26 protein-coding genes are annotated in these 26439 nt (G+C 65.6%); 11 read left to right on the top strand and 15 right to left on the bottom strand.

Annotated features, from left to right (window positions below; genetic code table 11):
* The 10 genes from ACT2B0_RS14540 to ACT2B0_RS14495 form a co-directional block, all read right to left on the bottom strand.
* Nucleotides 1–1197 carry a flagellar basal body P-ring protein FlgI gene (locus ACT2B0_RS14540; protein ID WP_473458645.1) on the bottom strand — a complete coding sequence of 399 codons (1197 nt, stop codon included), beginning with the start codon at nucleotides 1195–1197 and terminating at the stop codon, nucleotides 1–3.
* Nucleotides 1194–1661, bottom strand: coding sequence for a flagellar basal body P-ring formation chaperone FlgA (flgA, locus tag ACT2B0_RS14535; protein ID WP_473458643.1), 468 nt, complete (start codon nucleotides 1659–1661; stop codon nucleotides 1194–1196). Before flgA ends, ACT2B0_RS14540 begins: the two co-directional genes overlap by 4 nt.
* 4 nt (nucleotides 1662–1665) lie before the next feature.
* On the bottom strand, nucleotides 1666–2454 hold the full coding sequence (gene flgG / locus ACT2B0_RS14530; RefSeq protein WP_473458641.1) for a flagellar basal-body rod protein FlgG: 789 nt from the start codon (nucleotides 2452–2454) through the stop codon (nucleotides 1666–1668).
* Nucleotides 2455–2463: 9 nt separating this feature from the next.
* The gene (fliE, locus tag ACT2B0_RS14525) at nucleotides 2464–2790 is read right to left on the bottom strand and encodes a flagellar hook-basal body complex protein FliE (protein WP_473458639.1); all 327 of its coding nucleotides are present in this window, start codon (nucleotides 2788–2790) and stop codon (nucleotides 2464–2466) included.
* The gene (flgC, locus tag ACT2B0_RS14520; RefSeq protein WP_473458637.1) at nucleotides 2787–3212 is read right to left on the bottom strand and encodes a flagellar basal body rod protein FlgC; all 426 of its coding nucleotides are present in this window, start codon (nucleotides 3210–3212) and stop codon (nucleotides 2787–2789) included. Before flgC ends, fliE begins: the two co-directional genes overlap by 4 nt.
* The gene (gene flgB, locus ACT2B0_RS14515; protein WP_473458635.1) at nucleotides 3212–3589 is read right to left on the bottom strand and encodes a flagellar basal body rod protein FlgB; all 378 of its coding nucleotides are present in this window, start codon (nucleotides 3587–3589) and stop codon (nucleotides 3212–3214) included. The genes flgC and flgB overlap by 1 nt, the downstream gene beginning before the upstream one ends.
* A 178-nt stretch (nucleotides 3590–3767) precedes the next feature.
* On the bottom strand, nucleotides 3768–4367 hold the full coding sequence (locus tag ACT2B0_RS14510; RefSeq protein ID WP_473458633.1) for a hypothetical protein: 600 nt from the start codon (nucleotides 4365–4367) through the stop codon (nucleotides 3768–3770).
* Nucleotides 4360–5760: a flagellar protein export ATPase FliI gene (fliI, locus tag ACT2B0_RS14505; RefSeq protein ID WP_473458631.1), complete on the bottom strand. Its 1401-nt coding sequence runs from the start codon at nucleotides 5758–5760 to the stop codon at nucleotides 4360–4362. Before fliI ends, ACT2B0_RS14510 begins: the two co-directional genes overlap by 8 nt.
* 22 nt (nucleotides 5761–5782) lie before the next feature.
* Nucleotides 5783–6502 carry a flagellar basal-body rod protein FlgF gene (gene flgF, locus ACT2B0_RS14500; protein WP_473458629.1) on the bottom strand — a complete coding sequence of 240 codons (720 nt, stop codon included), beginning with the start codon at nucleotides 6500–6502 and terminating at the stop codon, nucleotides 5783–5785.
* Nucleotides 6503–6512: 10 nt separating this feature from the next.
* Nucleotides 6513–7289, bottom strand: a complete 777-nt coding sequence (locus ACT2B0_RS14495; RefSeq protein WP_473458627.1) for a DUF1217 domain-containing protein — start codon at nucleotides 7287–7289, stop codon at nucleotides 6513–6515.
* A gap of 147 nt (nucleotides 7290–7436) precedes the next feature.
* Between ACT2B0_RS14495 and motA the strand changes: the two genes are divergently transcribed.
* The 6 genes from motA to ACT2B0_RS14465 are packed head-to-tail and all read left to right on the top strand — an operon-like array spanning nucleotide 7437 to nucleotide 12380.
* A complete protein-coding gene (motA, locus tag ACT2B0_RS14490) occupies nucleotides 7437–8315 on the top strand; it encodes a flagellar motor stator protein MotA (RefSeq protein WP_473458625.1) in 879 nt (292 codons plus the stop codon).
* 1 nt (nucleotide 8316) lies between these two features.
* Nucleotides 8317–9252, top strand: coding sequence for a FliM/FliN family flagellar motor switch protein (locus ACT2B0_RS14485; RefSeq protein WP_473458623.1), 936 nt, complete (start codon nucleotides 8317–8319; stop codon nucleotides 9250–9252).
* 51 nt (nucleotides 9253–9303) lie between these two features.
* Entirely contained in the window at nucleotides 9304–9747 is a 444-nt protein-coding gene (gene fliN, locus ACT2B0_RS14480; RefSeq protein WP_481658404.1) for a flagellar motor switch protein FliN, read from the top strand.
* Nucleotides 9748–9754: 7 nt separating this feature from the next.
* Nucleotides 9755–10798: a flagellar motor switch protein FliG gene (locus ACT2B0_RS14475; RefSeq protein ID WP_473458619.1), complete on the top strand. Its 1044-nt coding sequence runs from the start codon at nucleotides 9755–9757 to the stop codon at nucleotides 10796–10798.
* A gap of 59 nt (nucleotides 10799–10857) precedes the next feature.
* Entirely contained in the window at nucleotides 10858–11949 is a 1092-nt protein-coding gene (flhB, locus tag ACT2B0_RS14470) for a flagellar biosynthesis protein FlhB (protein ID WP_473458617.1), read from the top strand.
* Nucleotides 11946–12380, top strand: a complete 435-nt coding sequence (locus ACT2B0_RS14465) for a hypothetical protein (protein ID WP_473458616.1) — start codon at nucleotides 11946–11948, stop codon at nucleotides 12378–12380. The genes flhB and ACT2B0_RS14465 overlap by 4 nt, the downstream gene beginning before the upstream one ends.
* Before the next feature lie 14 nt (nucleotides 12381–12394).
* Here ACT2B0_RS14465 and ACT2B0_RS14460 read toward each other — a convergent pair whose 3' ends face one another.
* The 3 genes from ACT2B0_RS14460 to ACT2B0_RS14450 all read right to left on the bottom strand — a co-directional run bounded on the left by ACT2B0_RS14460 (nucleotide 12395) and on the right by ACT2B0_RS14450 (nucleotide 15448).
* On the bottom strand, nucleotides 12395–13156 hold the full coding sequence (locus ACT2B0_RS14460; RefSeq protein ID WP_473458615.1) for a helix-turn-helix transcriptional regulator: 762 nt from the start codon (nucleotides 13154–13156) through the stop codon (nucleotides 12395–12397).
* Nucleotides 13157–13159: 3 nt separating this feature from the next.
* A complete protein-coding gene (locus tag ACT2B0_RS14455; RefSeq protein ID WP_473458614.1) occupies nucleotides 13160–13864 on the bottom strand; it encodes a helix-turn-helix transcriptional regulator in 705 nt (234 codons plus the stop codon).
* Nucleotides 13865–14035: 171 nt separating this feature from the next.
* Nucleotides 14036–15448, bottom strand: coding sequence for an MATE family efflux transporter (locus ACT2B0_RS14450; protein WP_481658403.1), 1413 nt, complete (start codon nucleotides 15446–15448; stop codon nucleotides 14036–14038).
* 198 nt (nucleotides 15449–15646) lie between these two features.
* On the opposite strand from ACT2B0_RS14450, the gene ACT2B0_RS14445 reads away from it, so the two are divergent.
* The 4 genes from ACT2B0_RS14445 to ACT2B0_RS14430 all read left to right on the top strand — a co-directional run bounded on the left by ACT2B0_RS14445 (nucleotide 15647) and on the right by ACT2B0_RS14430 (nucleotide 22374).
* The gene (locus ACT2B0_RS14445; protein WP_473458612.1) at nucleotides 15647–16060 is read left to right on the top strand and encodes a hypothetical protein; all 414 of its coding nucleotides are present in this window, start codon (nucleotides 15647–15649) and stop codon (nucleotides 16058–16060) included.
* A gap of 78 nt (nucleotides 16061–16138) precedes the next feature.
* The gene (locus ACT2B0_RS14440; protein ID WP_473458611.1) at nucleotides 16139–16684 is read left to right on the top strand and encodes a copper chaperone PCu(A)C; all 546 of its coding nucleotides are present in this window, start codon (nucleotides 16139–16141) and stop codon (nucleotides 16682–16684) included.
* A 226-nt stretch (nucleotides 16685–16910) separates the two neighbouring features.
* On the top strand, nucleotides 16911–20693 hold the full coding sequence (gene metH / locus ACT2B0_RS14435; RefSeq protein WP_473458610.1) for a methionine synthase: 3783 nt from the start codon (nucleotides 16911–16913) through the stop codon (nucleotides 20691–20693).
* Nucleotides 20694–20814: 121 nt separating this feature from the next.
* The gene (locus ACT2B0_RS14430) at nucleotides 20815–22374 is read left to right on the top strand and encodes a carbamoyltransferase C-terminal domain-containing protein (RefSeq protein WP_473458608.1); all 1560 of its coding nucleotides are present in this window, start codon (nucleotides 20815–20817) and stop codon (nucleotides 22372–22374) included.
* A 23-nt stretch (nucleotides 22375–22397) separates the two neighbouring features.
* Here ACT2B0_RS14430 and ACT2B0_RS14425 read toward each other — a convergent pair whose 3' ends face one another.
* Both ACT2B0_RS14425 and ACT2B0_RS14420 read right to left on the bottom strand, forming a co-directional pair.
* Nucleotides 22398–23237 (bottom strand): FkbM family methyltransferase, encoded by an 840-nt coding sequence (locus ACT2B0_RS14425; protein ID WP_473458606.1) that lies wholly within the window; start codon nucleotides 23235–23237, stop codon nucleotides 22398–22400.
* Between the two features lie 19 nt (nucleotides 23238–23256).
* Complete coding sequence (locus tag ACT2B0_RS14420) at nucleotides 23257–25734, bottom strand: mechanosensitive ion channel family protein (protein WP_473458604.1); 2478 nt, start codon at nucleotides 25732–25734, stop codon at nucleotides 23257–23259.
* 70 nt (nucleotides 25735–25804) lie between these two features.
* Between ACT2B0_RS14420 and ACT2B0_RS14415 the strand changes: the two genes are divergently transcribed.
* Nucleotides 25805–26437 carry a histidine phosphatase family protein gene (locus ACT2B0_RS14415; RefSeq protein WP_473458602.1) on the top strand — a complete coding sequence of 211 codons (633 nt, stop codon included), beginning with the start codon at nucleotides 25805–25807 and terminating at the stop codon, nucleotides 26435–26437.
* The last annotated feature ends 2 nt before the right edge of the window (nucleotides 26438–26439 follow it).

Here is a 26439-nt window from a genome sequence, read left to right as displayed (position 1 = left end):
CTATTGCAGAACCAGCTCGGCCTGCAGCGCGCCGGCCGATTTGATGCCCTGCAGGATCGCGATGATGCCGTCCGGCTTGACGCCGATACGGTTGAGGCCGGCCACCAATGTCTGCAGGTCGGGACCGTCGAGCAGCGCAACGCGCGCATCGTCCTGCTGGGCGTCGATGATTGTCGAGGGCTCCTCGGCGGTTTCGCCGCGCGAGAACGGCGCCGGCTGGACGATTTTCGGCTGTTCGGTGATGCGCACGGTCAGCGCGCCATAGCTGACGGCGACCTGCGATATCTTCACGTCCTGGCCGATCACGATCGTGCCGGTGCGCTCGTCGATCACCACCCGCGCCGGGGTGTCGGTCTGGATGATGAGGTTTTCCAGTTCGGCCACGAACCGCGCCGCCGAGATGCCGCCGGGCTTGTCGATCAGGATCGTGCGCGCGTCCTGCTCGCTGGCGGTGCGCTTGCCGAAGCGGCTGGTGGTGTAGCGATTGATCGCGTCGGTGATCCTGACGGCGGTCGAAAAGTCCGGATTGCGCAACTGCATCGTCAACACGCTGTCGTCGTTGAAGCGGGCGGCGACCTGGCGTTCGACGATGGCCCCGTTGGGGATGCGGCCGGATGTTGGCACGCCCTTGGTGAGGGTCTCGGCCTCGCCCTGCGCGGTGAAGCCGGAGACGAAGACCGGCCCCTGGGCGACGGCGTAGATCTCGCCGTCCGGCGCGCGCAGCGGCGTCATGACCAGGGTGCCGCCGGCGAGCGAGGTCGCGTCGCCGAGCGAGGACACGTTGATGTCGATGCGCGATCCCGATTGCACGAAAGGCGGCAGGTTGGCGGTGACGATCACGGCGGCGACGTTTTTGGCCCGCGCGCGTCCGTCCTCCATGGCGATGCCGAGATTGCGCAGCATGGCGCGGATCGACTGTTCGGTGAACGGGGAATTGCGCAAGCCGTCGCCGGTGCCCTGCAGGCCGATTACCAGGCCATAGCCGATCAGCTGGTTGTCGCGCGCCGTCTGCAAGGTGGCGATATCCTTGATGCGCGATGCCGGTCCGGTGGGCACGGGCAGATTGGACGACTGGCCGCTGGCGGAGACCTGGATGGCCTGCGCGCCGTCATACCCGTCATTGAGTTCGCCGCCGGAACTGGCCGGCGCTGCCGCAATAAGGCCGAAACAAAGGGCCAGGACGAGGCGCTTGATCATATCGCGCCGACCCGGATCGATCCGTCCGCCATGACGATGCCGGTGAACACCGCGCCGGAATCGGCGTTCCTCACCTTGACCATGTCGCCGATCGCGCCCGGCTGGAGCGGGATGCCGATGGTGGAGATCTGAAGCCCGCCATGGACATAGCTCACGGCGACCGGCGCGCCGGCCTCCACCATATAGGCCTCGCGCAGGGCGTTGATCGGGATCAGCTTGCCCGGCAGCAGGGTGCGCTTGGCGACCTTGCCGGTGACCTGATCGGCATATTGCGCGATCGAGGTCAGGATGCGGTTGCTGCGCCGAAGCTTGACCTCGGTCAGCGCGCCGGCATCGACGGTTTCGCCAGGGTAGATCACGCGCTTCGCCACCACCGCCATTTCCTGCGCGACGGCTGTCCCGGCAAAGGCGGCGAGCATCAGCGCCGCGCCGAGGACGAGTGTGGGGATGCGAAGCCGCGACATCGGCCTACCGGATGCTCTGCGTGACGACGGACGCCATCTCGTCGGCCGCCTTGATGACCTTGGAGTTCATCTCGTAGGCGCGCTGGGCGGAGATCAGCTCGGTGATTTCCTTGACCGGGTCGACATTGGAATTCTCCAGATAACCCTGCTCTATGGTGGCGAAACCGGGGTCGCCCGGCACGCCGACATTGGCCGCGCCGGAGGCGGCGGTCTCCTGGAAGAGATTGTCGCCGAGCGGGGCGAGGCCCGCCTCGTTGGGAAAGGAGGCGAGCGTGATCTGGCCGAGATCCTGCAGGTCGACCTGGCCGTCGAGACGGGCGAAAACCTGGCCCGACTTGTTGACGATGACCTCGACCGTCTCGGCCGGGAAAACGATGTCGGGCACGACGCGGAACCCGTCCACGGTGACCAGTTCGCCATTGGCATTGGTGTTGAAGGCGCCGGCGCGGGTATAAAGCGTCTGGCCGTCGGCGCCCTCGATCTGAAACCAGCCCGGACCGGTAAGCGCCAGGTCGAACTTGTTGCCGGTGCTGTCGAGAGCGCCCTGCATGTGCACGTTTCTCACCGCAGACGCCTTGACGCCGAGGCCGATGCTCGCGCCTTCCGGCACGATGCTCTGGTCGGCCCGGTTCGGCACGCCCTGCAGCCGCTCGACCTGGTAGAGAAGGTCGGAGAACTCGGCGCGCGCGCGCTTGAAGCCGGTCGTGTTGATGTTGGCGATGTTGTTGGCGATCACTTCCAGATTGAGCTGCTGGGCGTTCATGCCGGTGGCGGCAATGGCTAGGGCTTTCATCGCTGTTCCTCAGATCGCCATGCGGCTGATTTCGAGATAGGCGGTCACGATCTTGTCGCGGATCGCGATCGCTGCTTGCAGGGTCTGCTCGGCGCTCATCACGGCGTCGACGACGTCGCGCGCCTGGATGTCGCCGCCTTTCAAGGCGAGCATGGATGCGCTCTCGGCGCGCTCCAGCGTGGCAACCGACTGGCTGGCGGCCGCTTCCAGGGCCGCTTCGAACGAGGCCGGCGAGATCGAAGGCGCGACCGGCGGGGCGGCGGGCCCGACACCGGCCAGCCCGTTGCCCAGAGACGTCTGGTTGAGGCGGACGACCAGTCCCAATCCGGCGATCATGTCTGCGACCTCAGCAAGTCGATGGTCATGGAGATCAGCTGGCGCGCCTGCTTGATCACCTGGAGGTTGGCGTCGTAGGAGCGGTTGGCCTCGCGCATGTCGGCCATTTCGATGATCGGATTGACGTTGGGCATCTTCACGAAACCGCCATCGTCGGCGGCCTGGTGGCTCGGCAGATATTCGATCGGGAACTCGCTGCGGTCGAGATCGACCGACTGGACACGCACGAAGGAGCCGCCATTGTCGCGATCGAGCGCGGTGGCGAAGGTTACGGTCTTGCGCTGATACGGGTCGGCGCCCGGCGTATTGCCGGTCGACTGGGCGTTGGCCAGGTTCTCGGAGACGACGCGCAGGCGTTCGGACTGCACGCCGAGACCCGACGCGGCGATCTTGAGAGCGGCGGAAAGCGGATCAAGCGCCATCAGCCCCTCGTCGCCATCATCATCATGCGGTGGAAGGATTTCACGATCGCCGTGTTCAGTTCAAAGGCGTGGCGGACCTCGCCGGCTTTCACGAGTTCCTGCTCGACGGTGACTGAATTGCCGGAGGGTGAGGTGGTTTCGATCGCGTCCTGGCGCAGGTTGAACGTCTCGCGGCCGGCGCCGAGGGGGATGTGCCCGGCCCGGCTCGGCGCGAAGGCGAGCCTGGCGCTGTCGAGCACCTGTTCAAACGGCACGACGTCGATCGCCTGATAGCCGGGCGTGTTGATGTTGGCGATGTTGCCCGCCACGGCCGACTGGCGCACGGACAGCCAGCGCGCCTGCTGCGCGGCGAGATCGAACAGACTTACCGGTTGCATGATCTTTCCCTCGGTCAGGGACAGATTAGAAACACAGTCTTGCGCGGACCTTGCGTGGTCGCGTCAGCGTCGTTTGACTTGAACTTGAAGGGGGATCGTCGAGGGGCCGGAGGTGAGGCTGCCGGTCACCGGCTTCGCCGCCGCGCCGTCACGCGGGCGCGAAGCCCGAACGGCGGCCTCATGGCGTCATTTCGATCACGGTGTCGTTGCTGGTGCGAAGGATCCAGGACCCCGAGCGCATTTCGATCGCGGTGACGCGGGAATTGTCGGGCAGAATCGACCCGCGCTGGACCACCCAGAAACCGTTCGCGTCCTGGATCATCGCGCGCCCCTTGGCGACGTGGACCAGGGCGTAGGCGGGCTTGCGGGCCGGAAAGGGCTGCACGCTTCCGGTGGTTTCGGGCGCGACCCTGTCCGGCATGACCGTGCCGGTGGGCGCGAAATCCAGCGGCAGTTCGGCGATTTCCTCCCGCGTGAGGCGCTGCGGCGTCCAGTTGACCTGCGGCGTGTAGAACGGACCGGACAGGTCGGACTCAACGGCGACCCCGTCGAAATCGACCACCCGCACCCCGAATTGCTCCTGGTGGAAGAAGACGTACCACGGAAACATGAAGCTCGCCGCGCCGATGCCAAGCCCGAGGCCGGCGAGGACGGCGTCGCCCAGGCTGTAGCGCCCCTTGCGCCGGGGCCGGGCGGGCTTTTGGGCGGACGGCATGCCGGCGAGCGCGGGTCCGTCCGTCTTGCCGCGTTTTTGAGCGAAGATGCGCCAGCTAGCCATCCGTTGCCTCCAGAGCCTTGAGATGCCGCGCCAGTTCGGCGAACGGATCGGCGATCGCGCCGTCGTGCGGCGCTTGCATCAGCGCCTGATAGATCGCGGGAACCTGGCGCACGGCGTTGTCGAGTTCGCCGTCGCCGCCCGGCTTGTAGGCGCCGAGTATGCGGATGTCGCGCGTTTCCTCGAAACGGGAAATCATCGCCTTGAGACGCGTGACAAGGGTGCGCTCGCCGTCGCTCCAGGCGCGGTTGGCAAGCCGCGACACCGACGCCAGCGGGTCGACGGCGGGATAGCGGCCCTGTTCGGCGATGGCGCGTTCGAGCACGACATGGCCGTCGAGGATGCCGCGGACCGAATCGGCCACCGGATCGTTGTGGTCGTCGCCGTCGACCAGGACCGAGATGATGGCGGTGATCGAGCCGGCGCCTTCGCCGCCGGGGCCGGCGCGCTCGAGCAGTTTCGGCAGGTCGGTGAAGACGGAGGCCGGATAGCCGCGCGCGACCGGTGGCTCGCCGGCGCCGATCGCGACCTCGCGCAGGGCGTGCGCGAAGCGTGTTACCGAATCCAGGATCAGCAGGACCTTGTCGCCGCGATCGCGGAAATATTCGGCCACCGACATGGCGGTGCCGGAGGCGCGCTTGCGCATCATCGCGCTTTCGTCGCTGGTGGCCACCACCGCGACGGTCTTTTTCATGCTCTCGGTGCCGATCGTGTCCTCGAGAAACTCGCGCACCTCGCGCCCGCGCTCGCCGACCAGAGCGATGACGACCGTATCGAAGGCCTGGGCGGCGGCCAGCATGGCGAGCAGCGTCGACTTGCCGACACCGGAGCCGGCGAACACACCCATGCGCTGGCCGAAACACAGCGGCGTGAAGATGTCGATCACCTTGACGCCGGTGCGGAAGGAGGCGTCGACGCGCTGCCGCGACAGGGCCGGCGGTGTCACGGACATCGCGGGATTGCCGGTGTCGGGCACCAGCGGCGCGCCGCCGTCGACGGGATGGCCGAGCGCGTCGACGACGCGCCCCTTCCACGAAACATCCGGTCCGATGCGAAACCGGCCGCGCAGGAATACCGGGTCTGCAATGCCGGCGTCGAAGGTGGTGTCGAACGGTGCGACGAGAACGCTGTCGGCACTGATCTGCACGACTTCCCCGGCTTTCGGTCCATGGTGGCCGCGATGCTCGACGATGTCGCCCAGCCTCGCGGCGGCGGATAGCCCGCCGACCCTGTAATGGGTGGCGGAAACCTCCCGCACATGTCCGCCACGGCGCACGAGAGCGTCATCCGCGACCAGGCCGCGATGGAGGCGCCCCAACGCCTCCAGTGCGTCGAGCCCCGTGCCGTCGGCGTCCGGGGACGGTGCCGGCGCGGATTTGGCGGCGTATTCCTGCAACGGCCCGGTCGGTTCCACTTCTCTAGCTGCCGAGCGCCTTGACGGCGCCATCGAGCGACTTGTCGCTTTCGCGGATTGCGGCGGCCGCGTTCTCGAAGGCGCGCTGGACCATGATCAGCCGGGTCATTTCCTTGACCGGATTGACGTTGGATTCCTCGACGAAGCCCTGCAGCACGCCGACCTCGAGACTGTCGACCACGGCTTCGGGCGGACTGGCCGGAATAACGCCGGAATTGCCATAGCGTGCGAACTGTGCGCCCGGGGCGAAGGTGAACAGGCCTATCGCGCCGACCGGCTGCCCGTTCTGGCGCAGCATGCCGTCGCTGCCGGCCGTGGGTGCGCCCTCGAACGGATCGAGCTGGATCGGGGCGCCGCCGGCGTCCAGCACCGGATAACCTTCGGTCGAAACCAGTTCGCCGGTTTCAAGCATTGTAAAGCGGCCGTCGCGCGTCATCACCGGGCCGGCGGGCGTGTCGATGGCGAACCAGGCCTCGCCGCGCACTGCGAAATCGAGCGGATTGCCGGTCTGCTTGACCGGGCCGGACGTTGTCGACAGGAAGGTCGAGCCGGGCGAGACATAGGCGACCGAATCCGAGCCGGATTGCGACACCATATCCTCGAATTTCACTTCCGTTGCCCGGAAGCCGACAGTGTTGGCGTTGGCGACGTTGTCGGCGATCGTTCGCAGCCGCTTTTCGAGCGCGACCTGGGCGGAAAGGGCGACATAAAGACCTGTCTGCACGGGCGCGTCCTCAGAATTTCAGCTTCTGCATGGTCAAAAGCAGGTCGGTGGAAATCCCCAGCTCGGCGGGCTGGCCGAACAGGATGGCCGTGTTGGGCAATGCGGCCGAGGTCGGGTTGGCGATCTCCCACATGCTCGTGAACCGCGTCAGGAATTCCGACAGGGCCTCGGGGTCCTTGAAATCCTCGATGTCGAGCGACCGCTCAAAAATCTCGACCTGCTTGTCGACATCGAGAAGGGCGAAGGAATCGGGCAGGCTGAGCGAGGTGCGCACGACCTTGGCCAGCGCGCTGTCGGCGAGGATGGAATAGAAACTTTCGATGTCGGGCGCCTTGCGCTCGAAATAGAGCGCCAGCCTGACGCCTTCGTTCTGGTCGCCGGCGTTTTCCTCCAGCGTCTGGCGCAGATAGCGGTCAACGGTGCCCTGACGGGTACGGTCGAAGACCGTGGTGTCTTCGCCGAAGCGGGCGAAGTTGAAGGTTTCGGCGAATTCGCGATAGCGCTGGTCGTTGAGCGAATTGGCGAAACTGTCGCTGTCGTCGATGCCGCCCTCCAGCACCTTGACCATGAACGCCTTCGCGTAGGCCATGTCCTCCAGGCCGAAGGCCTTCATGGCGTAGCGGTACAGGCGGTCATTGCCGATGAAGTCCTCGACCGACTTCACCTTTTCGATGTTTTCCAGATAATAGTCGCTCTCGCGCTGAACCATCGGCTGGGCCTGGACCCGATCGAGCGATCGCTCAATGTCGCGCGCAATCGCGTTGTAGTTGACAAAGGTGCTGACCAAGCGGGTGCTCCGATACGGGTTCGACCGCCGTCACACTAGGCGCAATTGCTTGCGTGAACCTTTCCGGGACCGCGCGGCGCACGGTCAAGCCTCACACAAGCAAGCCGCGCTAGGGGAATCCCTCAAGCGAATTGCGGAGGCGCCGCTTTGGGCATTCTCATCGGTCTGGTCGTCACGTTCGGCTGCGTTCTGGGTGGTTTCATGGCCATGGGCGGGCACATCGATGTGCTTATCCAGCCTTGGGAGTTCGTCATCATCGCCGGCGCCGCGCTCGGCATTTTCCTGATCGGCAATCCGATGTCGACGGTCAAGGACGCCGGCCGGGCGATCGTGGAGGCCTTCAAGCACGCCGTTCCCAACGAGAACGACTATCTGGAGACGCTCGGCGTGCTGCACAGCCTGATGCGCGAGCTCAAGACCAAGTCGCGCAGCGAAGTCGAAGGCCATATCGACAATCCCGAGGAATCGCCGATCTTCCAATCCTATCCGCTGGTACTGAAGAACAAGGACCTGACGCATTTCATCTGCGACTATTGCCGGCTGATCATCATCGGCAATGCCCGTTCGCACGAGATCGAGGCGCTGATGGACGAGGAAATCCACACCATCCGCCACGACAAGCTGAAATCCTATCACGCGCTTGTGGCCATCGGCGACGGCCTGCCGGCGATCGGCATCGTGGCGGCGGTGCTCGGCGTCATCAAGGCGATGGGCGCGCTCGACGAATCGCCCGAAGTGCTGGGCGCGCTGATCGGCGCCGCGCTGGTGGGAACGTTCCTGGGCATCTTCCTGTCCTACGGCGTCGTCGGGCCGATCGCGGCCAAGATCAAGGTCGTGCGCGAGAAGCGCAACCGGCTCTACATCATCGTCAAACAGACCTTGCTGGCCTACATGAACGGCGCCCTGCCGCAGGTCGCGCTGGAGTTCGGCCGCAAGACGATCTCCTCCTACGACCGGCCCTCGATCGACGCCGTCGAGCAGCAGACGCTGAACCCGGGTGGCGGCGAAGCGAAAAAGGCAGCCTGACATGGCGGATGGCGCCCCCGTCCCCGAGCGTGGTGGAAGCGATATCCTCGAGCGTCTGCTTGGCGATACCGGAGAGCCCGACCTCATCATCGAGAGTGCGCGCAATCTGGGCGAGCGCACGCTGAAGCCGCTGCGCGCGGCAATGGGCGAGGGCATGAGCCATCCGGTCTCGATTGATCTGGGCGGGGCCGACATGGTGCGCATGAAGCAGGCGATCGGCGACGCGGGACCGCACGACGCCGTGGTGGTGGCGGCGTCGGCCAATTCGCCCGACGCCCTGGTCATCCGCGTCGATCCGATGGCGATCGCGGTACTCATCAACGCTTTGTTCGGCGCCGAGCCCGATGCCGCGCCGGAGGCGATCGCCCGCGAATTGTCGCCGCTCGAACGCGAGGTCGCGGGGCTCGCCGCCCAGCAGGTCGCAACCGCCTTCAACGGTTTCGGCCAGCGGGCGCTGCAGGTTCGTTTCCCGCTGCCGCCGGTGCAGTCCGGCGAGGGGCTGGAAAAAATCGCACTGCGGGACGGACCGGCGGTGAAGATCGAATTCCTGGTGGAGGCCGAACCCGAACCCGGGCGTGTCGTGGTGGTCATGCCGCAACGCATCCTGTTGCGTCCGCGCGACGAAACCGGGGCGGGCGATGCAGCCCCGTCCGGGGGGCGGGCCGACGACTGGTCGGCGCGTTTCAGCGAGGAGGTGATGCGTTCGAAGGTCAAGCTCCAGGCGACGATGCCGCTCGCGCGTATGAGCCTGGGTGCGATTGCCCGGCTGAAACAGGGCCAGACCATCGCATTGGCGCCCGATGCGGCCGCGCAGGCCACGCTAGCCAGCAAGAACAAGACGCTGTTCGTTTGCGAGTTCGGCCGGCTTGGACAAAACTACACCGTACGAATCAAAAGCCCCTGGAATACCGAAGAGGAACTGATCGATGGGCTTTAACCTGCCTGACCTGACCCGGCCTGTCATGGTCGCGGGACCGGGAGCTGGACGATGAACCAGGTCAACGCTCCGGCCGGGACCGGAGACGAAGAAGAGGAACTGAACCGGGCAATCGACGAATTGCGCGGCGTCCTGCACGAAGGCGAGGACGCGGCGGACGCGCCCGCCGACGCGGCGGGTCCGGCGGCCGGGGGCGGGTCGGCGCCGGACTATGCGCCTGGTGAGATGGGCGGCGACGAGGCTGGTTCCGGCGTCATCATGGGTATCCCCGTCGACGTGCAGATCGTCCTGGGCAGCACCGAGATGCAGGTCTCGCAGCTGATGTCGCTGCGCAAGGGCGCCACCGTGGCCCTTGATCGCCGGATCGGCGAGCCGGTCGACGTGGTCGTCAACGGCCGCAAGATCGCGCGCGGCGAGATCACCGTGCTGGAAAGCAATTCGTCCCGCTTCGGCATCCGGCTGACCGAAATCATCAGCAACTCGAAAGTTTCCTGACCGCTCCATGGATTTCGACGCGCACACATCGACCACGTCGCAGGGGATCACGGCCGAAAGCCTGACGCGGGCGCAAAAGGCGGCGGCGATCCTGGTGGCGATGGGCAAGCCCGCGGCAGGCCGGCTCTTGAAATTCTTCAGCCACGAGGAGCTCAAGTCGCTGATCGAGGCCGCGCGGATGCTCAAGACGATCCCGCAGGGCGAACTGGAAAAGATCATCGCCGAGTTCGAGGACGAGTTCGCCGAGGGCGCGGGGCTGATGGATTCGGCCGCGACGATGGACAAGATCCTGAGCGAGTCGCTCTCGCCCGAGGAAGTCAGCGCGATCATGAACCACGGTGCGGAAACGGGCGGCGAGGCGCCGCTGGCGGTCTGGCCGCAGATCGAAAAGCTCGAACCCGAACGCGTCGGCGCCTTTCTGGCCGGCGAACACCCGCAGACGGCGGCGCTGGTGCTGACGAAACTGTCCTCCACGGCCACGGCCAACGTTCTTTTGGCCATGCCCAAGCAACAGCGCGGCGAGGTCGCCAAGCGCATGGTCACCATGGGCAACGTCAAGCCCGGCGCCTTGCGGATCGTCGAAAACCAGTTACGGACCACGCTTCTCGGCGACAGCGCGAAAAAATCGTCGAGCGAAGGCCAGGCGCGGGTGGCCACGGTTCTCAACGAGCTGGAAAAAGCGCAACTCGACGAGATCCTGTCGGACATGGAAACGGCCGGTTCGCAGGACGTGCATGCCATTCGCTCGCAGCTGTTCTCGTTCGAGGATCTGCCGCTGCTCAGTCAGAAGGCGCGGCTTGCGCTTTTCGACGGCCTGTCCACGGAAATCGTCACCCTGGCGCTGCGCAACGCGAGCAAGGAACTGACGGAAGTGGTGTTGTCGGCGCTTGGCGTGCGCTCGCGCCGCATGATCGAGGCCGAGCTGGCGATGGAGATCGACGGTCTTCCGGCGGCCGAGATCGCGAAGGCCCGCCGCGCGATCGCCGCCACCGCCATCCGCCTGTCGAAGGACGGCAAGATCGAGCTGCCGTCCACCCAGGCTGCCGCTTAGCCAACGCCTTGCGGCGCTCGCCCACGCGGCGGCCCTGGCGATGAAAGGACGGCTCCTTCATGGCCGAAGACCAGGACAAGGACAGCAAAACCGAGCCGGCCACGGAAAAGAAGATCCGTGACAGCATCGAAAAGGGCAATCAGCCGTTTTCGCGCGAGACGCCGATCCTGGCCTCCTTCGCCGCCATCGCCATCTTCCTGCTGTTCTTCGCCTACGACACCAGCATCCGGCTGGCCGGTTTCCTGTCGACGTTCCTCGAACGGCCGGAGGAATGGCGACTGGAAACCGAGCTCGACGCGATCTCGCTCTACCAGACCGTCTTTATCGAGATCGCGCGCGCCATCATGGTGGTGATGTTCCTGCTGGTGGCGGCCGGGCTCGCGGCGTCGGTGTTCCAGAACCTGCCGCGTTTCGTCGGCAATCGCGTGATGCCGAAATTCTCCCGCATATCGCTGATCGGCGGGTGGAAGCGCATTTTCGGGGTCAAGGGTTTCGTGGAATTCCTCAAGTCCCTCGGCAAAGTGCTGTTTGCGATGGTGTTTCTGTATTTCGTCATGCACGACGTCGATGTGCGTCTGCTGCAGGGCATGGTCACCCATCCGTTGGGTTTCGGCACCGTGATCCGCGACATGGCCGTCGAGCTGGTGGTGACGATCACCATCGTCATGGTCCTCATCGCCGCAGTCGACCTCTTGTGGTCGCGCTATCACTGGCTTGAGGAACTGCGCATGACCAAGCAGGAGGTCAAGGACGAGGTCAAGCAGGCCGAGGGCGACCCGATCCTGAAATCGCGGATGCGCTCGCTCGCCCGCGACCGTGCGCGCCAGCGCATGATGGCGGCCGTCCCGCGCGCGACGCTGGTGGTCGCCAACCCGACCCACTACGCCGTGGCGCTGCGTTACGTGCGCGAGGAAAACGCGGCGCCGGTGGTGGTGGCCAAGGGCCAGGACCTGATTGCGCTCAAGATCCGCGAGATCGCGGAGGAGCACAATGTGCCGGTTTTCGAGGACGTGGCGCTCGCCCGTTCCATCTTCAAACAAGTTTCGGTCGATAGCATGATTCCGTCTCACTTCTACGAGGCGGTCGCGGAACTGGTCCGCATCATTCACAGCAGCCGCAACGGCGCGAAGACAGGCAAGTCGCATTCATGAATCGCCAGCCGCACACTTCTGCACGCGAAATCATCGTAGCCGATGCGATCCGTGAGGTCGTATCGGAACTGCGCCTGGTCGATGTCGCCGACTACGTGGCCTATATCCGGCTGGAATATTTCGCCAATTTGGCCGATATCGTGGAATCGGCGGCCGAGCTCTATTTCATGCCCGACACGCTGCGCTTCGGTCACGGCGGCGATGTCGATCTCGGCTGGTCGGGCGAGCCGACCGTCAATCTCGATCTGCAATTGCGGCCGAAAGGGGCGACGGTCTATTTCACGCTCAACATGACCGCGCTTAAGGCCGGGGTCGAGATCGGCTACGTCGCGCTCGACGATCCTTCGCCCGATCCGATGGAAAACACCCGGTTTCTGGCCAACGCTCTGGATGCGTCCAAGATCCGCCGCACGGCGCCGCTCAACATCTGAGCGGGTATTGCGAGCTATGCGATCAGCCCGAGCCGCAGCGCCTTGGCCACCGCATGGGTGCGGCTCATCGCGTTGAGCTTGTGGGTGGTGGCGGCGAGATACTGGTTGGTGGTGTGGACCGACAGGCCGAGCGCCGCGGCGATGTCCTCGCTGGTCTTTCCTCCGGCCGTCATTGTCAGGCACTCGAGCTCGCGTTTGGACATTGGCGGCGTGCCGTCGAGCTGCGACAGGCGCAACCTGGCCACCGACCGGAACAGCGAAAAGGCGCGGATGTGCAGGTCGCACACCAGGCCGTCGTCAACGGCCATGTCGCGGCCGGCGAGGACGAAGAAACCGCCGATCCCGCCTTCGGCGAATACCGGCAGGGCCAGGCCCGGCAGGTTCGACGTCAGGGCGGGCATGTGGTGGCCGAGCGAGACGAGCGAAAAGGCGGGGCATTGCTGGGCGCCGGTTTCGCAATACCACCAGGCCGGGGCGAGCGATTCGGTGCGCGTCGCCATCCACGCCATGCCTGCGGGACCGCAGATCGCCCGCGACAGGTCGGACGTGCGCGGGAATTCCCGGTCGAAGACCGTGGCCAGACCGGGTATGCGGCGGTCGCGGGTTTCGACATAAAGACCGTAGAAGGACGCCGCGGCGCTGGCCGCCAGGCGCCGGGCGTGGCGCACCGTGTCGAGCACGACCGCCACGTTTTCCTGGGTGACGTCGAGACCGTCGGCGGCGGCTCTTGTCTTGGCGGGGCCTGCCGGGCCGTCCTTCGCCGTGCGGTGCTTCATCGTTCAGATGGTCCCGCTGCGGATCGCGGTGGCGATCGCCATGGCGCGGTTGCTGGCGCCGTATTTGCGTATCGCATGGGCGAGATAGCTGTTGACGGTGTTGGCGGTGACGCCGAGGATCATCGCAACCTCACCGGTGGTCTTGCCCTCCGACACCCAGCGCAGGCATTCGCGCTCGCGTACCGACAGGGAATTCGGCGGCGGCGTGCCCAAAAGCTCGGCAGGTATCCGCGACAGCAAATAGCAGCAGGCAAGCTGCACCTGCGGCAGCATCTGGCTATCGATGGTGCCCACCCGGCCTGACGAAAACAGCGCCCTGCAGCGCTGCGCGGTGGCGTGCAGCCCCACGCTGTAGATCTCGGCGTGGCCGTGGCGCGCAAGCTGTTGCAGCGCCTCGGTGGCGTTCGCCCCGTCGCCGTCTCCGGTAATCGGTTTTGCCGGTTCTCCGATCGCGCAGGTGCGCTGGCCGGCCGAAAGCCGCGCGAGCGGTTCCAGGCCGAGAATGTGGACGGTATCGTAAATCCAGTTCGACGCGATGATGTAAGGCCGCTCGCCGCCATGGTCGAGCAAGGTGCCCAGCAAGAGAAACCGCTCGGCGCCTGCTTCGGCGCAGATGCGGCCGAGACACTCGGACAGGTCGCTGCGGGTGGTGACGGCCGGTATGGCGGCCAGCGTCTCGCGCGAGAGCGTTTGCCGTGCGGCGTTCATGACCGCCGGTCCGGGACCGGCGGCGCGTTCCCGCCGGCGGGACCGGCAGCGCAGCTTGGCGAATCACTCGACATGCCCAACGATTTCCACGCAGCGCGAATCGCGTCAACTGCGAAATCGCGTTGTGCAAAGACGATGGCGAGCCGCGCGGTCGCGCACCGTCTTGTGCGGTTATCGCGGTCCGATCAGGCCGAGCCGTTCCCGCGCCAGCCAGCGGGCCAGCAACAGCACGCCCACGACGGCCAGGCCGGAGGAAAGCCCGACCCAGATGCCGGCGCCGCCGAAGCCGAATTGGAAGGCCAGCAGCGCGCCGACCGGCAGGCCGACGCCCCAATAACCGAACGCGGCGTAAATCATGGGCACGCGTGTGTCGTGCAGGCCGCGCAGCATGCCGCCCGCCACGGCCTGGGCTCCATCGAAAATCTGGAAAAGCGCCGCGAAGGCGAGAAACCCCACCGCCAGTTGCGCAACCGCCCTGCTTTCGGGCGTGGATGCGTCGATGAAGACGCCGATCAGAAGATCGGGGACGGTGATCATGACCAGCGCCATCAGCGCCATGAAGCCGACGCCGAGCGTGAAGGACGTCCAGCCTGCGCGCGCAACGCCGTTCGGGTCGCCGGCGCCGTAGGCGCGCCCGACGCGCACCGTCACCGCCTGGGAGATGCCCATCGGCACCATGAAGGACAGCGAGGCGACCTGCATGGCGATGGCATGGGCGGCAAGCGCGGTCGTGCCGATCAGCCCCATCAGCATTGCCGCGACATTAAAGATCGAGACCTCGAAAAGCACGATCGCGCCGATCGGCAGGCCGAGACGGGCCAGGGTAACGAAACGCGGCCAGTCGGGACGCCAGAAACGTCCGAACAGCCGGTAGCGGCGGAATTGCTTGTCAATGGTCACGACAAGGGACACGCCGGCAAACATCAGAAGGCTCGACAGGGTGGTCGCCAGCCCGGACCCGGCAATGCCCATCGCGGGAAAGCCGAGATTGCCGAACATCAGGCACCAATTGGCCAGCACGTTGAAAGCGACGGCGAAGAAGGTCACCGCCAACGCCCATCCCGGCCGCTCCAGCGCCGCCATGAAGCAGCGCAGCACGATGTACCAGAAGAACGGCAGGATCGCCCACTGCAGCCAGACCATATAACGGCCGGCTTCGCTGGCCAGTTCCTTCTGCTGGCCCATCAGCAACAGCAGCAATTCGGCAAACCACAAAAACACCCAGATCGGCACCGCGATCAGCGTTGCGATCCACAGGCCCTGGCGCACCGTGCGGCGCACGTCGCGGACCGAATGGCGGCGGCGTCCGAGTTCGCTTGCGATCATCGGCGCCGTCGCCAGGATCAGGCCGAGGCCGAAGATCATCGGTGCGAAGTAGAGCGACCAGCCGAGCGTGCCGGCGCCCAGCGTCACCGGGCCGAGGCGCCCCATCATGATGATGTCGGTGGCCGTCATGGCGTTCTGGCCGAGATTGGTCATGACCATCGGCCAGGCAAGCGCCAGCGTGGCGCGGATTTCCCGCCGCCATGCCGACGTTTGTGGCGGCGCCTGGGGCGCGGCCGGGCAATCTGCCACTCTGCTCATTATGGCCTCATGATACGCGACCGCGCGCGGGCCATTCGTGGGCGTTCGCACGGTGCATTGATCCGGCACTTGGTACAGGCTGCGCGGCGAGGCAAGCGGCTGCGCGGGTCAATCGATTGGCACAGGCGCGGGGCATAAGCCAATGTCCGTATTGCCGCAGGCGCGGATTTGCGATTTCTCCGGATCGGCGGCGCTGGTATGAGTGGGGTCGAAACGGAAAAGGCAAACAACGTGCAAAGTCGGCCACACTGGACGCGATCCTGGATCGCCATAGTTGCGACGGCCTTCCTTGTGCTGCAGGCCGCGCTGGCCGGCTTTGCCGGCGGCGCCAACGCCGCGCCGCTTGCGCTCGACGCGTTCGGCAACCCGCTGTGTATCGGCAACATTGTCGGCGATCCGGGCGAAAACGGGGCTGGCGGTCATCAACTGCCGAACTGCTGCCTGGCATCGTGTTCCATGTTCGCGCCGGCCATGGCGACCGTCGCACACGCAGCCGCACTCCGCCCGGGCCTGGCCGGCGAAGTGGCGGTCGCCACCTATCATCCCGTCGTTTTTCCCACACGCGGGCGCGGCGAACCGGGCAGGCCGCGCGCACCGCCCCTGTCGGGCTGATCCGGACCGTTATTGACGGTCCCGTTTTGGATTTGCCGCCGGGCAGACCCCGGCTGACGACTGTTTTTGGAGACCATCATGTCGACTTTTTTCAGCGCGGCATTCGCGCGTTCCTTCCGCCCGCAACCGTCCTTCCTCGCCAGTTTCGAGGAAAGGCTCGGTGTTGCCGTACTCACCTTCGCGCTGCTCGTGGCGAGCGCGTTCTCGCTCATGGCGTCCGAAGCCAGGGTCGGCGACATCGTCGTCGAAAAGGGCTGGTCGCGGGCCGCGCCGGGCGGCGCAAAAGTGGCGGGCGGCTTCGTCGTCATCCGCAATGAAGGCAGTGCCGACGACCGGCTGGTCGCCGTCGAAACCGGCATCGCCGAACGTGGCGAGATCCACGAGATGTCGGTCGACGACAACGGCGTGATGACCATGCGTCCGCTGGCGGACGGGCTGGCGATCCCGGCCGGCGAGACCGTGACGCTGAAGCCCGGCTCGTTCCACCTGATGTTCATGGGGCTCGGCGCCCAGCCGGAGGAGGGCGAGAGCTTCGCAGTCCGGCTGATCTTCGAAAAGGCCGGTGCGGTCGAAGCGATGTTCGAAGTCACCGGCATGGGCGGTGGCAAGATGCACGGCGACTGAGCCGCCGCCGGCGGGCCTCGGGTCCGCGTTGGGGGCGCCGGGCGGCCGCCCGGACGCTCCGCCTGCGGCCTGTCGCGTCGCGCGCGCTTCATCGTGCGCGCGACACCGCGCGCAATGTTCGTGAATGCGACAGGCATCGCATCCGATTGCGACGTCATGTTGACATAAAGATATCCTTATGTGATCATGGAAGGAGTTCCAGAACACGATCACGCGAGTATATTTTATGGCTTCCAGCCTTGATGAGCTGTTCGGCCCGGTTGCGGAAAAGCCGGACGGCAAGGAAATTCGCGCCGCGCTCGAACAAGCGGCGCGCGAACGCATTCTCGTTCTCGACGGCGCGATGGGGACGCGCATTCAGGCCCTCGGCTTCGGCGAGGATGATTATCGCGGCGAGAAGTTCGCCGGCTGCGCCTGCCACCAGCAGGGCAACAACGATCTGCTGATCCTGTCACAGCCCAAGGCGATCGAGGACATTCACCTCGAATACGCGCTTGCCGGCGCCGACATCCTGGAGACCAACACGTTTTCCTCCACCTCGATCGCCCAGGCCGATTACGGCATGGAGGCGATGGTCTACGAACTCAACCGCGACGGCGCCCGGCTGGCGCGCCGCGCCGCGATCCGCGCCCAGCAGAAGGACGGTCGCCGCCGTTTCGTCGCCGGCGCGCTCGGACCGACCAACCGCACGGCCTCGATCTCGCCCGACGTCAACAATCCCGGATTCCGCGCCGTCACCTTCGACGATCTCAGGATCGCCTATGCCGATCAGCTGCGCGGCCTGATCGACGGCGGCGCCGACATCGTGCTGATCGAGACGATCTTCGATACGCTGAACGCCAAGGCAGCGATCTTCGCCGCGCTGGAAGTGTTCGCCGAAAAGGAGATCGAGCTGCCGATCATGATTTCGGGCACGATCACCGACCTTTCCGGGCGTACCCTGTCCGGCCAGACGCCGACGGCGTTCTGGCATTCGATCTGCCATGCCAGGCCGTTCACGGTCGGGCTGAACTGCGCGCTCGGCGCCGAGCAGATGCGTCCGCATCTGGCCGAGATTTCGAGCGTCGCCGACACCTTCACCTGCGCCTATCCCAATGCCGGCCTGCCGAACGCGTTTGGCGAATATGACGAAAGCCCGGAATTCATGGCCGAACAGGTCGAGGCGTTCGCCCGGGAGGGGCTGGTCAATGTCGTCGGCGGCTGCTGCGGGTCGACGCCGGAGCATATCCGCGCCATCGCCGAGGCGGTTTCCAAACACGCGCCGCGCACGCTGCCGGACATCGAACCGCGCATGCGCCTTTCGGGGCTTGAGCCGTTCGTGCTGACCGACGACATTCCGTTCGTGAATATCGGCGAGCGCACCAACGTCACCGGCTCGGCGCGCTTCCGCAAGCTGATCACCGCCGGCGATTACGCCGCCGCCCTCGAGGTCGCCCGCGACCAGGTCGAAAACGGCGCCCAGGTGATCGACATCAACATGGACGAGGGCCTGATCGATTCGAAGGCCGTCATCGTCGACTATCTCAATCTGGTCGCTTCCGAGCCCGACATCGCCCGGGTGCCGGTGATGATCGATTCCTCCAAATGGGAGGTGATCGAGGCCGGCCTGCAATGCGTGCAGGGCAAGGCGGTGGTCAATTCGATCTCGCTCAAGGAAGGCGAGGAGGCCTTTCTCAAACAGGCGCGGTTGTGCCGGTCCTATGGGGCGGCGGTCGTGGTGATGGCCTTCGACGAAACCGGTCAGGCCGACACCAAAGAGCGCAAGGTCGAGATCTGTACCCGCGCCTACAAGATTTTGACCGAAAAGGTCGGCTTCCCGCCGCAGGACATCATTTTCGACCCGAATATTTTCGCGGTCGCCACCGGCATCGAGGAACATGACAATTACGGCGTCGACTTCATCGAGGCGACGCGCGAGATCACCAGCACCCTGCCGCATGTCCACGTGTCGGGCGGGGTGTCCAACCTGTCGTTTTCCTTCCGCGGCAACGAGCCCGTGCGCGAGGCGATGCACGCGGTGTTCCTCTATCACGCCATCCAGGCGGGCATGGATATGGGCATCGTCAATGCCGGCCAGCTCGCCGTCTACGACACGATCGACGCCGAATTGCGCGAGGCGTGCGAGGACGTGGTGCTGAACCGGACGCCGAAAGGCGAGGGGAGCGCGACGGAGCGCCTGCTCGACCTTGCCGAGCGCTTCCGCGGAACCGGCGGCAAGGCGGCGCGGGAAAAGGACCTGTCCTGGCGCGAATGGCCGGTCGAAAAGCGGCTCGAACACGCGCTCGTCAACGGCATCACCGAATATGTGGTGGACGACACCGAAGAGGCCAGGGCCAAGGCGGAGCGGCCGCTGCACGTCATCGAGGGGCCGCTGATGGCCGGCATGAACGTGGTCGGCGACCTGTTCGGCGCCGGCAAGATGTTCCTGCCGCAGGTGGTCAAGTCGGCCCGCGTCATGAAACAGGCGGTCGCCCATCTGCTGCCCTACATGGAAGCCGAAAAACGCGAGAGCGGCGACGAAAGCAAGAATGCCGGCAAGGTGCTCTTGGCTACCGTCAAGGGCGACGTGCACGATATCGGCAAGAACATCGTCGGCGTCGTTCTGGCCTGCAACAATTACCAGATCATCGATCTCGGCGTGATGGTGCCGGCAACCAAGATCCTGCAGACCGCGCGCGAGGAAAAGGTCGACATTATCGGCCTGTCCGGCCTGATCACGCCTTCGCTGGACGAAATGGCGCATGTCGCGGCGGAGATGGAGCGCGAAGGTTTCGACGTTCCGCTGCTGATCGGCGGCGCCACGACCAGCCGCGTGCACACAGCGGTCAAGATCCATCCGCAATATGATCGCGGACAGGCCGTCTACGTCACCGATGCCAGCCGCGCCGTCGGCGTGGTGTCGAGCCTGCTGTCGCCGGAAACCCGCGCCTCCTATGTCGAGACCGTGCAGGCCGAATACAAGAAGGTGGCGGCCGCGCACGAGCGCAACGAGGCCGAAAAGCGCCGGCTGCCGCTGGCGGCGGCGCGCGCCAACACGTTCAAGCCCGACTGGGCCGGCTACGAGCCGCCGGCGCCGTCCTTCACCGGCACGCGTGTCTTCGACAACTGGGACCTGGAGGAGCTGTCGCGTTATATCGACTGGACGCCGTTCTTCCAGACCTGGGAGATGAAGGGGCGCTATCCCAAGATCCTGCAGGACGAAAAGCAGGGCGAGGCCGCGCGCCAGCTCTTCGACGACGCCCAGCAAATGCTGAAAAAGATCATCGACGAAAAATGGTTCGTGCCCAAGGCGACGATCGGTTTCTGGCCCGCCAACGCGGTCGGCGACGACATCCGCCTGTTTGCCGACGACAGCCGCGACAAGGAACTGGCGACGTTCTACACGCTGCGCCAGCAGCTGACCCGCCGCGACGGCAAGCCGAACCTGGCGCTTGCCGATTTCGTCGCACCGGTCGAAAGCGGCAAACCGGACTATATCGGCGGCTTCGTGGTGACGGCCGGCATCGAGGAGATCGCGATTGCCGAGCGTTTCGAGCGGGCCAATGACGACTATGCCTCGATCATGGTCAAGGCGCTGGCCGATCGCTTCGCCGAGGCCTTCGCCGAACGCATGCACGAGTGTGTGCGCAAGGAATTCTGGGGGTACGGCGCGGGCGAGACCTTTACGCCGGAAGAGCTGATCGGCGAGCCCTATGACGGCATCCGGCCGGCGCCCGGCTATCCGGCCCAGCCCGACCATACCGAAAAGGCCACCTTGTTCGGCCTGCTCGACGCCGAGGCGAAAATCGGGGTGAAGCTCACCGAGAGTTTCGCCATGTGGCCGGGCTCGTCCGTGTCCGGGCTCTATCTGTCGCATCCCGACAGCTACTATTTCGGCGTCGCCAAGGTCGAGCGCGACCAGGTCGAGGACTATGCCGCCCGCAAGGGCATGGAGGTCGCGACCGTGGAGCGCTGGCTCGGGCCGGTGCTCAACTATACGCCCAAGAAGTTCGTCGAGGCGGCGGAGTAGCCTTGCAGACGATCCCGGCGCTCTTGAGCGCCGGGAGCGGTTTCATGCCGAACGATGATCGGGTAAGGACAGGGGGTTGGTTCGCCGCAGCCGTCTCGTTCTCCCGCAGTTCGGAGCCTTCATGAGAATCTTTGCCTACAAGCCCGGCCATGACGGCCATGTCGCGCTGTTGGAGGACGGGCGGCTCGCCTTCTCGATCGAGGCGGAAAAGGATTCCGGGCCGCGCTACGGGCCGATCACGCCGGAACTGATGCTGCACGGACTGTCGCTGGCCGACAACGTACCCGACGTCTTGGCCGTATCCGGCTGGCTGCGCTCCTTCCGGCCGATGGCCGATCCGATCGGGGCCGGCTATTTCGGCGAAATGGAGGCCGGCATCATCGACCGGCCGCATCGTTTCCAGGGCCGCGACGTTCGCTATTTCTCTTCCTCGCACGAACGCTCCCATATTGTCGGCAGCTATGCGATGTCGCCCTTTGCGCAAGGCCAGCCGTGCTATGCGCTGGTCTGGGAAGGCGTGATCGGCAGCTTTTACCGGATCGACGAAAAGCTCGGGGTGAGAAGGCTCGGCACGCCAATGTCGGGACCCGGCCACAAATATGGCTTTCTCTACGGCCTCGCCGATCCGAAACTGCCGGTCGAGGCGCGCAAATCGCGGCGCGAGGACGCCGGCAAGCTGATGGCGATCGCCGGGTACGGACACGATACGCCGGAAACGCCGCAGGAGCGCGTGCTGATGGAACGGCTGATCGCCTGGGACGCGGTCGCCGCCCCGTTGCGCAAGGCCGATTTCACCGACACGCCGTTTTTCAACATCGGCCTCGAAAGCCAGGAATTCCGCAATCTCGCCCGCCGGTTCCAGAACGCCGTGTTCGAGCGTTTCGCCGCGTTTGCGCGCCGCGAGATGACCGAGGGCCTGCCGCTGCTGGTGTCGGGCGGCTGCGGGCTCAATTGCGACTGGAACAGCGCCTGGATCGGCTCCGGCCTGTTTGCCGACGTCTTCGTCCAGCCCTGTACCAACGATTCCGGCTCCGCGATCGGCACGGCGGCCGACGCCCAGTATCGCTACACCGGCAACGCCAAGATCGCCTGGGACGCCTATGCCGGCGAGGATTTCGTGCATGACGAGGCCGATCTGTCCGGTTTCGAGGCCGTCGCCCGCGACGATGGTGAACTCGCCGCGCGGCTGAAGGCGGGGGCGGTCTTTGCCTGGGTGCAGGGACGCTACGAGATCGGACCGCGCGCGCTCGGCAACCGCTCGCTGATCGCCGCTCCCTTTTCGGCCGAGACCCACACGCGGCTCAACGCCATCAAGCAGCGCGAAGGATTCAGGCCGATCGCGCCGATCCTTCTGGAAGAGGAACTCGACCGCCATTTCGGCCATCACGGGCCGAGCCCGCATATGCTGTTCTTCCAGACGGTGACCACCGACGCTTTGAAGGCGGTGACGCATGTCGACGGCTCGGCGCGCGCCCAGACGGTGACGCAGGCCCAGAACCCGCAGGTCCACGCGCTGTTGACGGCGTTCAAGGCGGCGACCGGCTACGGGGTGTTGTGCAACACCTCGCTCAATTTTTCCGGCAAGGGCTTCATCAACCGGATGAGCGACCTGGTGCGGTATGCCCGCGACACCGGGCTGGACGGCTTTGTCGTCGGCGACGTGTTTTACCGGAAGGCCTGACGAGGCGCGACGCGGCTCGCGCGCTACCGGGCAAGAAGCACGTTCTCCGCAGTCTTGCCGGCCACGACATAACCGCGGTGCGCCAGGACGGCGAGGCAATCCGTGCGCCACAATTGGGACAAGACGGTCTCGATCAGGATCGCGGCCGGCCATAGCGACGGTTCGGCCTGGTCGAAAAACGGCAACAGGGCGCGGTCCTCGAAACCCTCGACGTCGATCTTCAGGAGATCGATCCGCGTAAGCCCCTGGTCGGCGATTTCGGCGGCGAGCGGCCGGACCGCGACCTCGTGTCCGGCGCGCACCGTGCCGGCGGCTTCGGCCAGCAGCGAGGCATGGCCGATATTGCCGCCGCCGTCGCTATGGAGCGTCATCGTGCCAGCCGTTTCGGCAATCGCGAGGTTTCTGGCGACGATGGCGCCGTTGTCGTTGGCCGCGACATTGAAGGCGAGCTTGGCGAAGGTGCGCGGATGCGGTTCGAAGGCAAGCACCCGCCCGCTCGGTCCGGCGGCTTTTGCCACGAACAGCGCGTAGGTGCCGACATTGGCGCCGATGTCGACGAACACCATGCCCGGCCCGAGGCGGGGGGTAATCAGTGCCAGTTCGGCCGGCTCCGGCATGGTTCCGCGACCGAGCAGGATACGGTCGTCGCGGTTTTCGGTCGGATAGGCGCGCAGCTTCAGCCCCGCCACCTCGACATCGAACGGGCCGGCAAAGCGGCCGGCGAGACGCTTGCGCACGAGGCGCCGGGCCGCGGGCGAAAGCAGGCCGGCGGTGGCCAGACGCCAGGCCGCGGTCGCCGCGAAGCCGGGCTGGCGCTGGCCAAACGGGGTCGTCGTGTCGAGTGGCGGGCGGGGCGTGGCCATGGTGTCGTGCGCTTGCCGGTCAGAGCGCGGGCGTGGTCGATTTGCCGGCACTCTTGCCAGCGGCTTCTTCGTCGTCGATCGCCGCGCGCACCGACCCCGCGATCGCCTCCTTCTGCTCCGGGCTCAATTCGCTCGCCTTTTCGCCGTCGGCAAGCCGCACGGTGACCTCGCGATGGGCGAAGCGCACGCCTTCCTTCTCGAACAGATCGCGGATCGCGGCATAGACCACCTTGCGGGTGACGAACTGGTCGCCGGGCCGGGTCATGAACTTGACCCGCACGATCATCGCCGAATCCTCCATCTTGTACACACCCTGCGATTTCAGCGGCTGCAGGAAGAGCGGCCCCACCACCTCATCCTCGAGCAATTGCTGGCCGAGCTTCTTGATCAGCTTGCGCACCTTTTCGATATCGGTGTCGTAGGTCAGCCGCAGCGGCAGTTTCATCATCACCCAGTCGCGGGAATAGTTGGTGAGCTGGTGGATCTCGCCGAAGGGCACCGTGTGGACGGCGCCGAGATGATGGCGCAGCTGGAAGGAGCGCATCGAGATCTTTTCCACCACGCCCTTCACATTGTCGATCTCGATATATTCGCCCTTGCGGAAGGCGTCGTCGATCAGGAAGAACGCGCCGGAAAAGATGTCGCGGATCAGGGTCTGGGCGCCGAAGCCGATCGCAATGCCGATCACGCCCGCACCGGCGAAGAGCGGGCCGATGTCGACGCCGAGATTGGCCAGCACCACCATCGCGCCGATGGCGACGATGGCCGAGATCAGCACGTTGCGGAAGATCGGCAACAGGGTCGCGAGCCGCGACTGGCCCTTGCCGCCCTCGCTGTCGCCTTCGCCGGGATTGCTCGGCTGGTCGTCGAGCGTGCCGCCTTCCTCGATGATGCGGTGATCGATGTAGCCGTTGACGGTCCGGTACGCGGAAGCCGCGACGATGACGGCAAGCAGGATGTCGAGGGCGGCGGCGAGCGGATGTCCGCCCTCGCGGCCGATATCGATGCCCCACAGCCGGGCGAGCTCGCCGGCCGAGACCACCAGGATCGTGGCCTGGACGACGTTCTCGAAAAACGGCTTGAAGGCGGGGAAATAGGGGCGAATGGCCGTCGAGGGCTCCTGGGCGGTGCGCATGACGGTCATCTCGCCACCCTCTTCGATCATGTCGCGCATGTCTTCGCTCATTTCGGACATCATCTCGTCGGCGGCCTGGGCGCGCTCCCAGGCCTGCTTTTCGGCCTGCAGCTTCATCTGCTCGCGCCTGAGATGGGCGGCCGCGCGCCGCTCGTAGACGATTTCGATCAGATAGGAGGCGACCGCGTAGGCGAAGATCGCGGCCACGAAGACGATGATCGGGGCGAGGACGGGAATATAACCGCCCGGCAGGCCGAGCGTCAGGCGCACCGAACTGACGAACCAGGCCAGCGCCAGATATAGAAGCAGCAGCGGCACCGCCAGAAAGGCCATGGTTTTCAGCCAGGCCGGTTTCTGCGCGGGGTCGCCCTTGCCCAGGATGATGATGCGCAGATCCTGCCGGTGGAGGACTGCGAGAAGGGCCAGCATGGCCGCGCAGATCAGCAGGCCGACAATGAAGGCGAGGCTGTGCGCGTCGGCGTTGACGGTGTCCATCGCGGCGCCGGACGGACCATCGTCCAGCGCCAGAATCTGGATCCAGCGGCACAGTCCGATGATGATCGCGCCGATCGCCAGCGCGATCGCCCAGTGCCGGAACATGCGCTGCGCCTGTGCGTCGTCAAGATCGACGAGGCGGTGCGCCGGGGATGTCGGCGCGAAGAAATTCCAGAACACGACGCCGCGCAGCACGCGGTAGCCGATATAGGTCGACACGATGATGAAAATCGTCGCCCGGGTGGGTTCATGGCCTGAATCGAAGATGACGGCCACGAGGATCGCGGTGACGAACATCACCGTCGCGCTCAAGAGCATCCAGCCCGCCCGCGCCAGCAGATAGGCGAGCTTTCCGGAGCGTTTTTGCTCGTTTTCGTCATAAAGTGCGCGGAAATGATCACGACCCCAGCGCGTGACCAGGCGAAACATGTAATGCCCGGCAATCAGGCCGCCGACCGCCGTGACCAATCCGACGACCAGCCACCAGGCGGTGCCGTCCGGGCTCGCCGCCTTCAGCGATTTCGGCAGGTTGTCGAGGAAAACCATCGCGTTGGCGATCATGCGGCGCATGTTGGCGCGCGCCTCGAGCAGGTTCTTGCTCGAAAACGCCATCGTCATCGGCGGGGCGGCGGCCTCCTTGTCGTCGCCGCCGGGCCGCACGACGATCACAGTGGAGCCGTCCTTGCGGGCCGCCTCCAGAAACGCTTCCAGCGCGGCCTCGTCGCCAGTTTGCGCCTGGGGCGTCTGTGCCAGCGCCGCGCCGGCATGAAGCAGGGCTTGCAACACGAGGACGCTCAGGACAAACAGGATCGGGCGCAAGAGCTGCAATTGCTGAACGATCGCCCCGAAAAGGGATTGGTTTTTCATGAAATCTGCGCCGAAAATGCCAATCTTTTCAGATTTAATGCCACAAAACGGCGCCCAATCAGAGTAAATTATGGTCAAAACCGCGTTTTACGCAATGCGCCACGGCGAAACCGCGTGGAATGCGCAAGGCCGCTTCCAGGGGCACAGCGATATCGCGCTTTCGCCCGAAGGTCGCGCGCAGGCCTTGGCCGGTGTTGCGGGTCTTCGGGCGATGCTGGCGAAACAGCCGCACCTGCCGGCGCCCGAACGCATCATGACCTCACCGCTCGCACGCGCCCGCGAAACAGCCGGGATCGTGCGCGACGCGCTCGGCCTGCCGGAGGAAGCGCTCAGCGTCGATACGCGACTGCGCGAGGCGGGTTTCGGGGACTGGGAGGGCCTGACGACGCTGGAGGTCAAGGCGCGCTTTCCCCAGGAGCGGCGACGGCGCAAGGCCGATCGCTGGTCCTATGCTCCGCCTGGCGGCGAAAGCTACGCCGATATCGACCGCGCCACCTGTAGCCTGCTCGAAGAGCTGGATCGGGCACCGCCGTCGCTGCTGGTCACTCATGCCGGCAATCTGCGTATCTTGATGATACGAGCCGCCGGCCGCGACCCGGCTGAGGCGCTGCGCGATTCGGTCGGCCATGGCGCTGTCCATCTTTTCGATGGCGGGCAGATGCGGCCGGCGCCGCGGCCACCGGATGAAATACCCTCGTCATGAGA

The sequence above is a fragment of the Nitratireductor sp. J20-h4 genome (assembly GCF_056780505.1).
The sequence above is the reverse complement of the archived record's forward strand: the minus strand, read 5'-3'. Positions and strand labels throughout refer to the sequence as shown.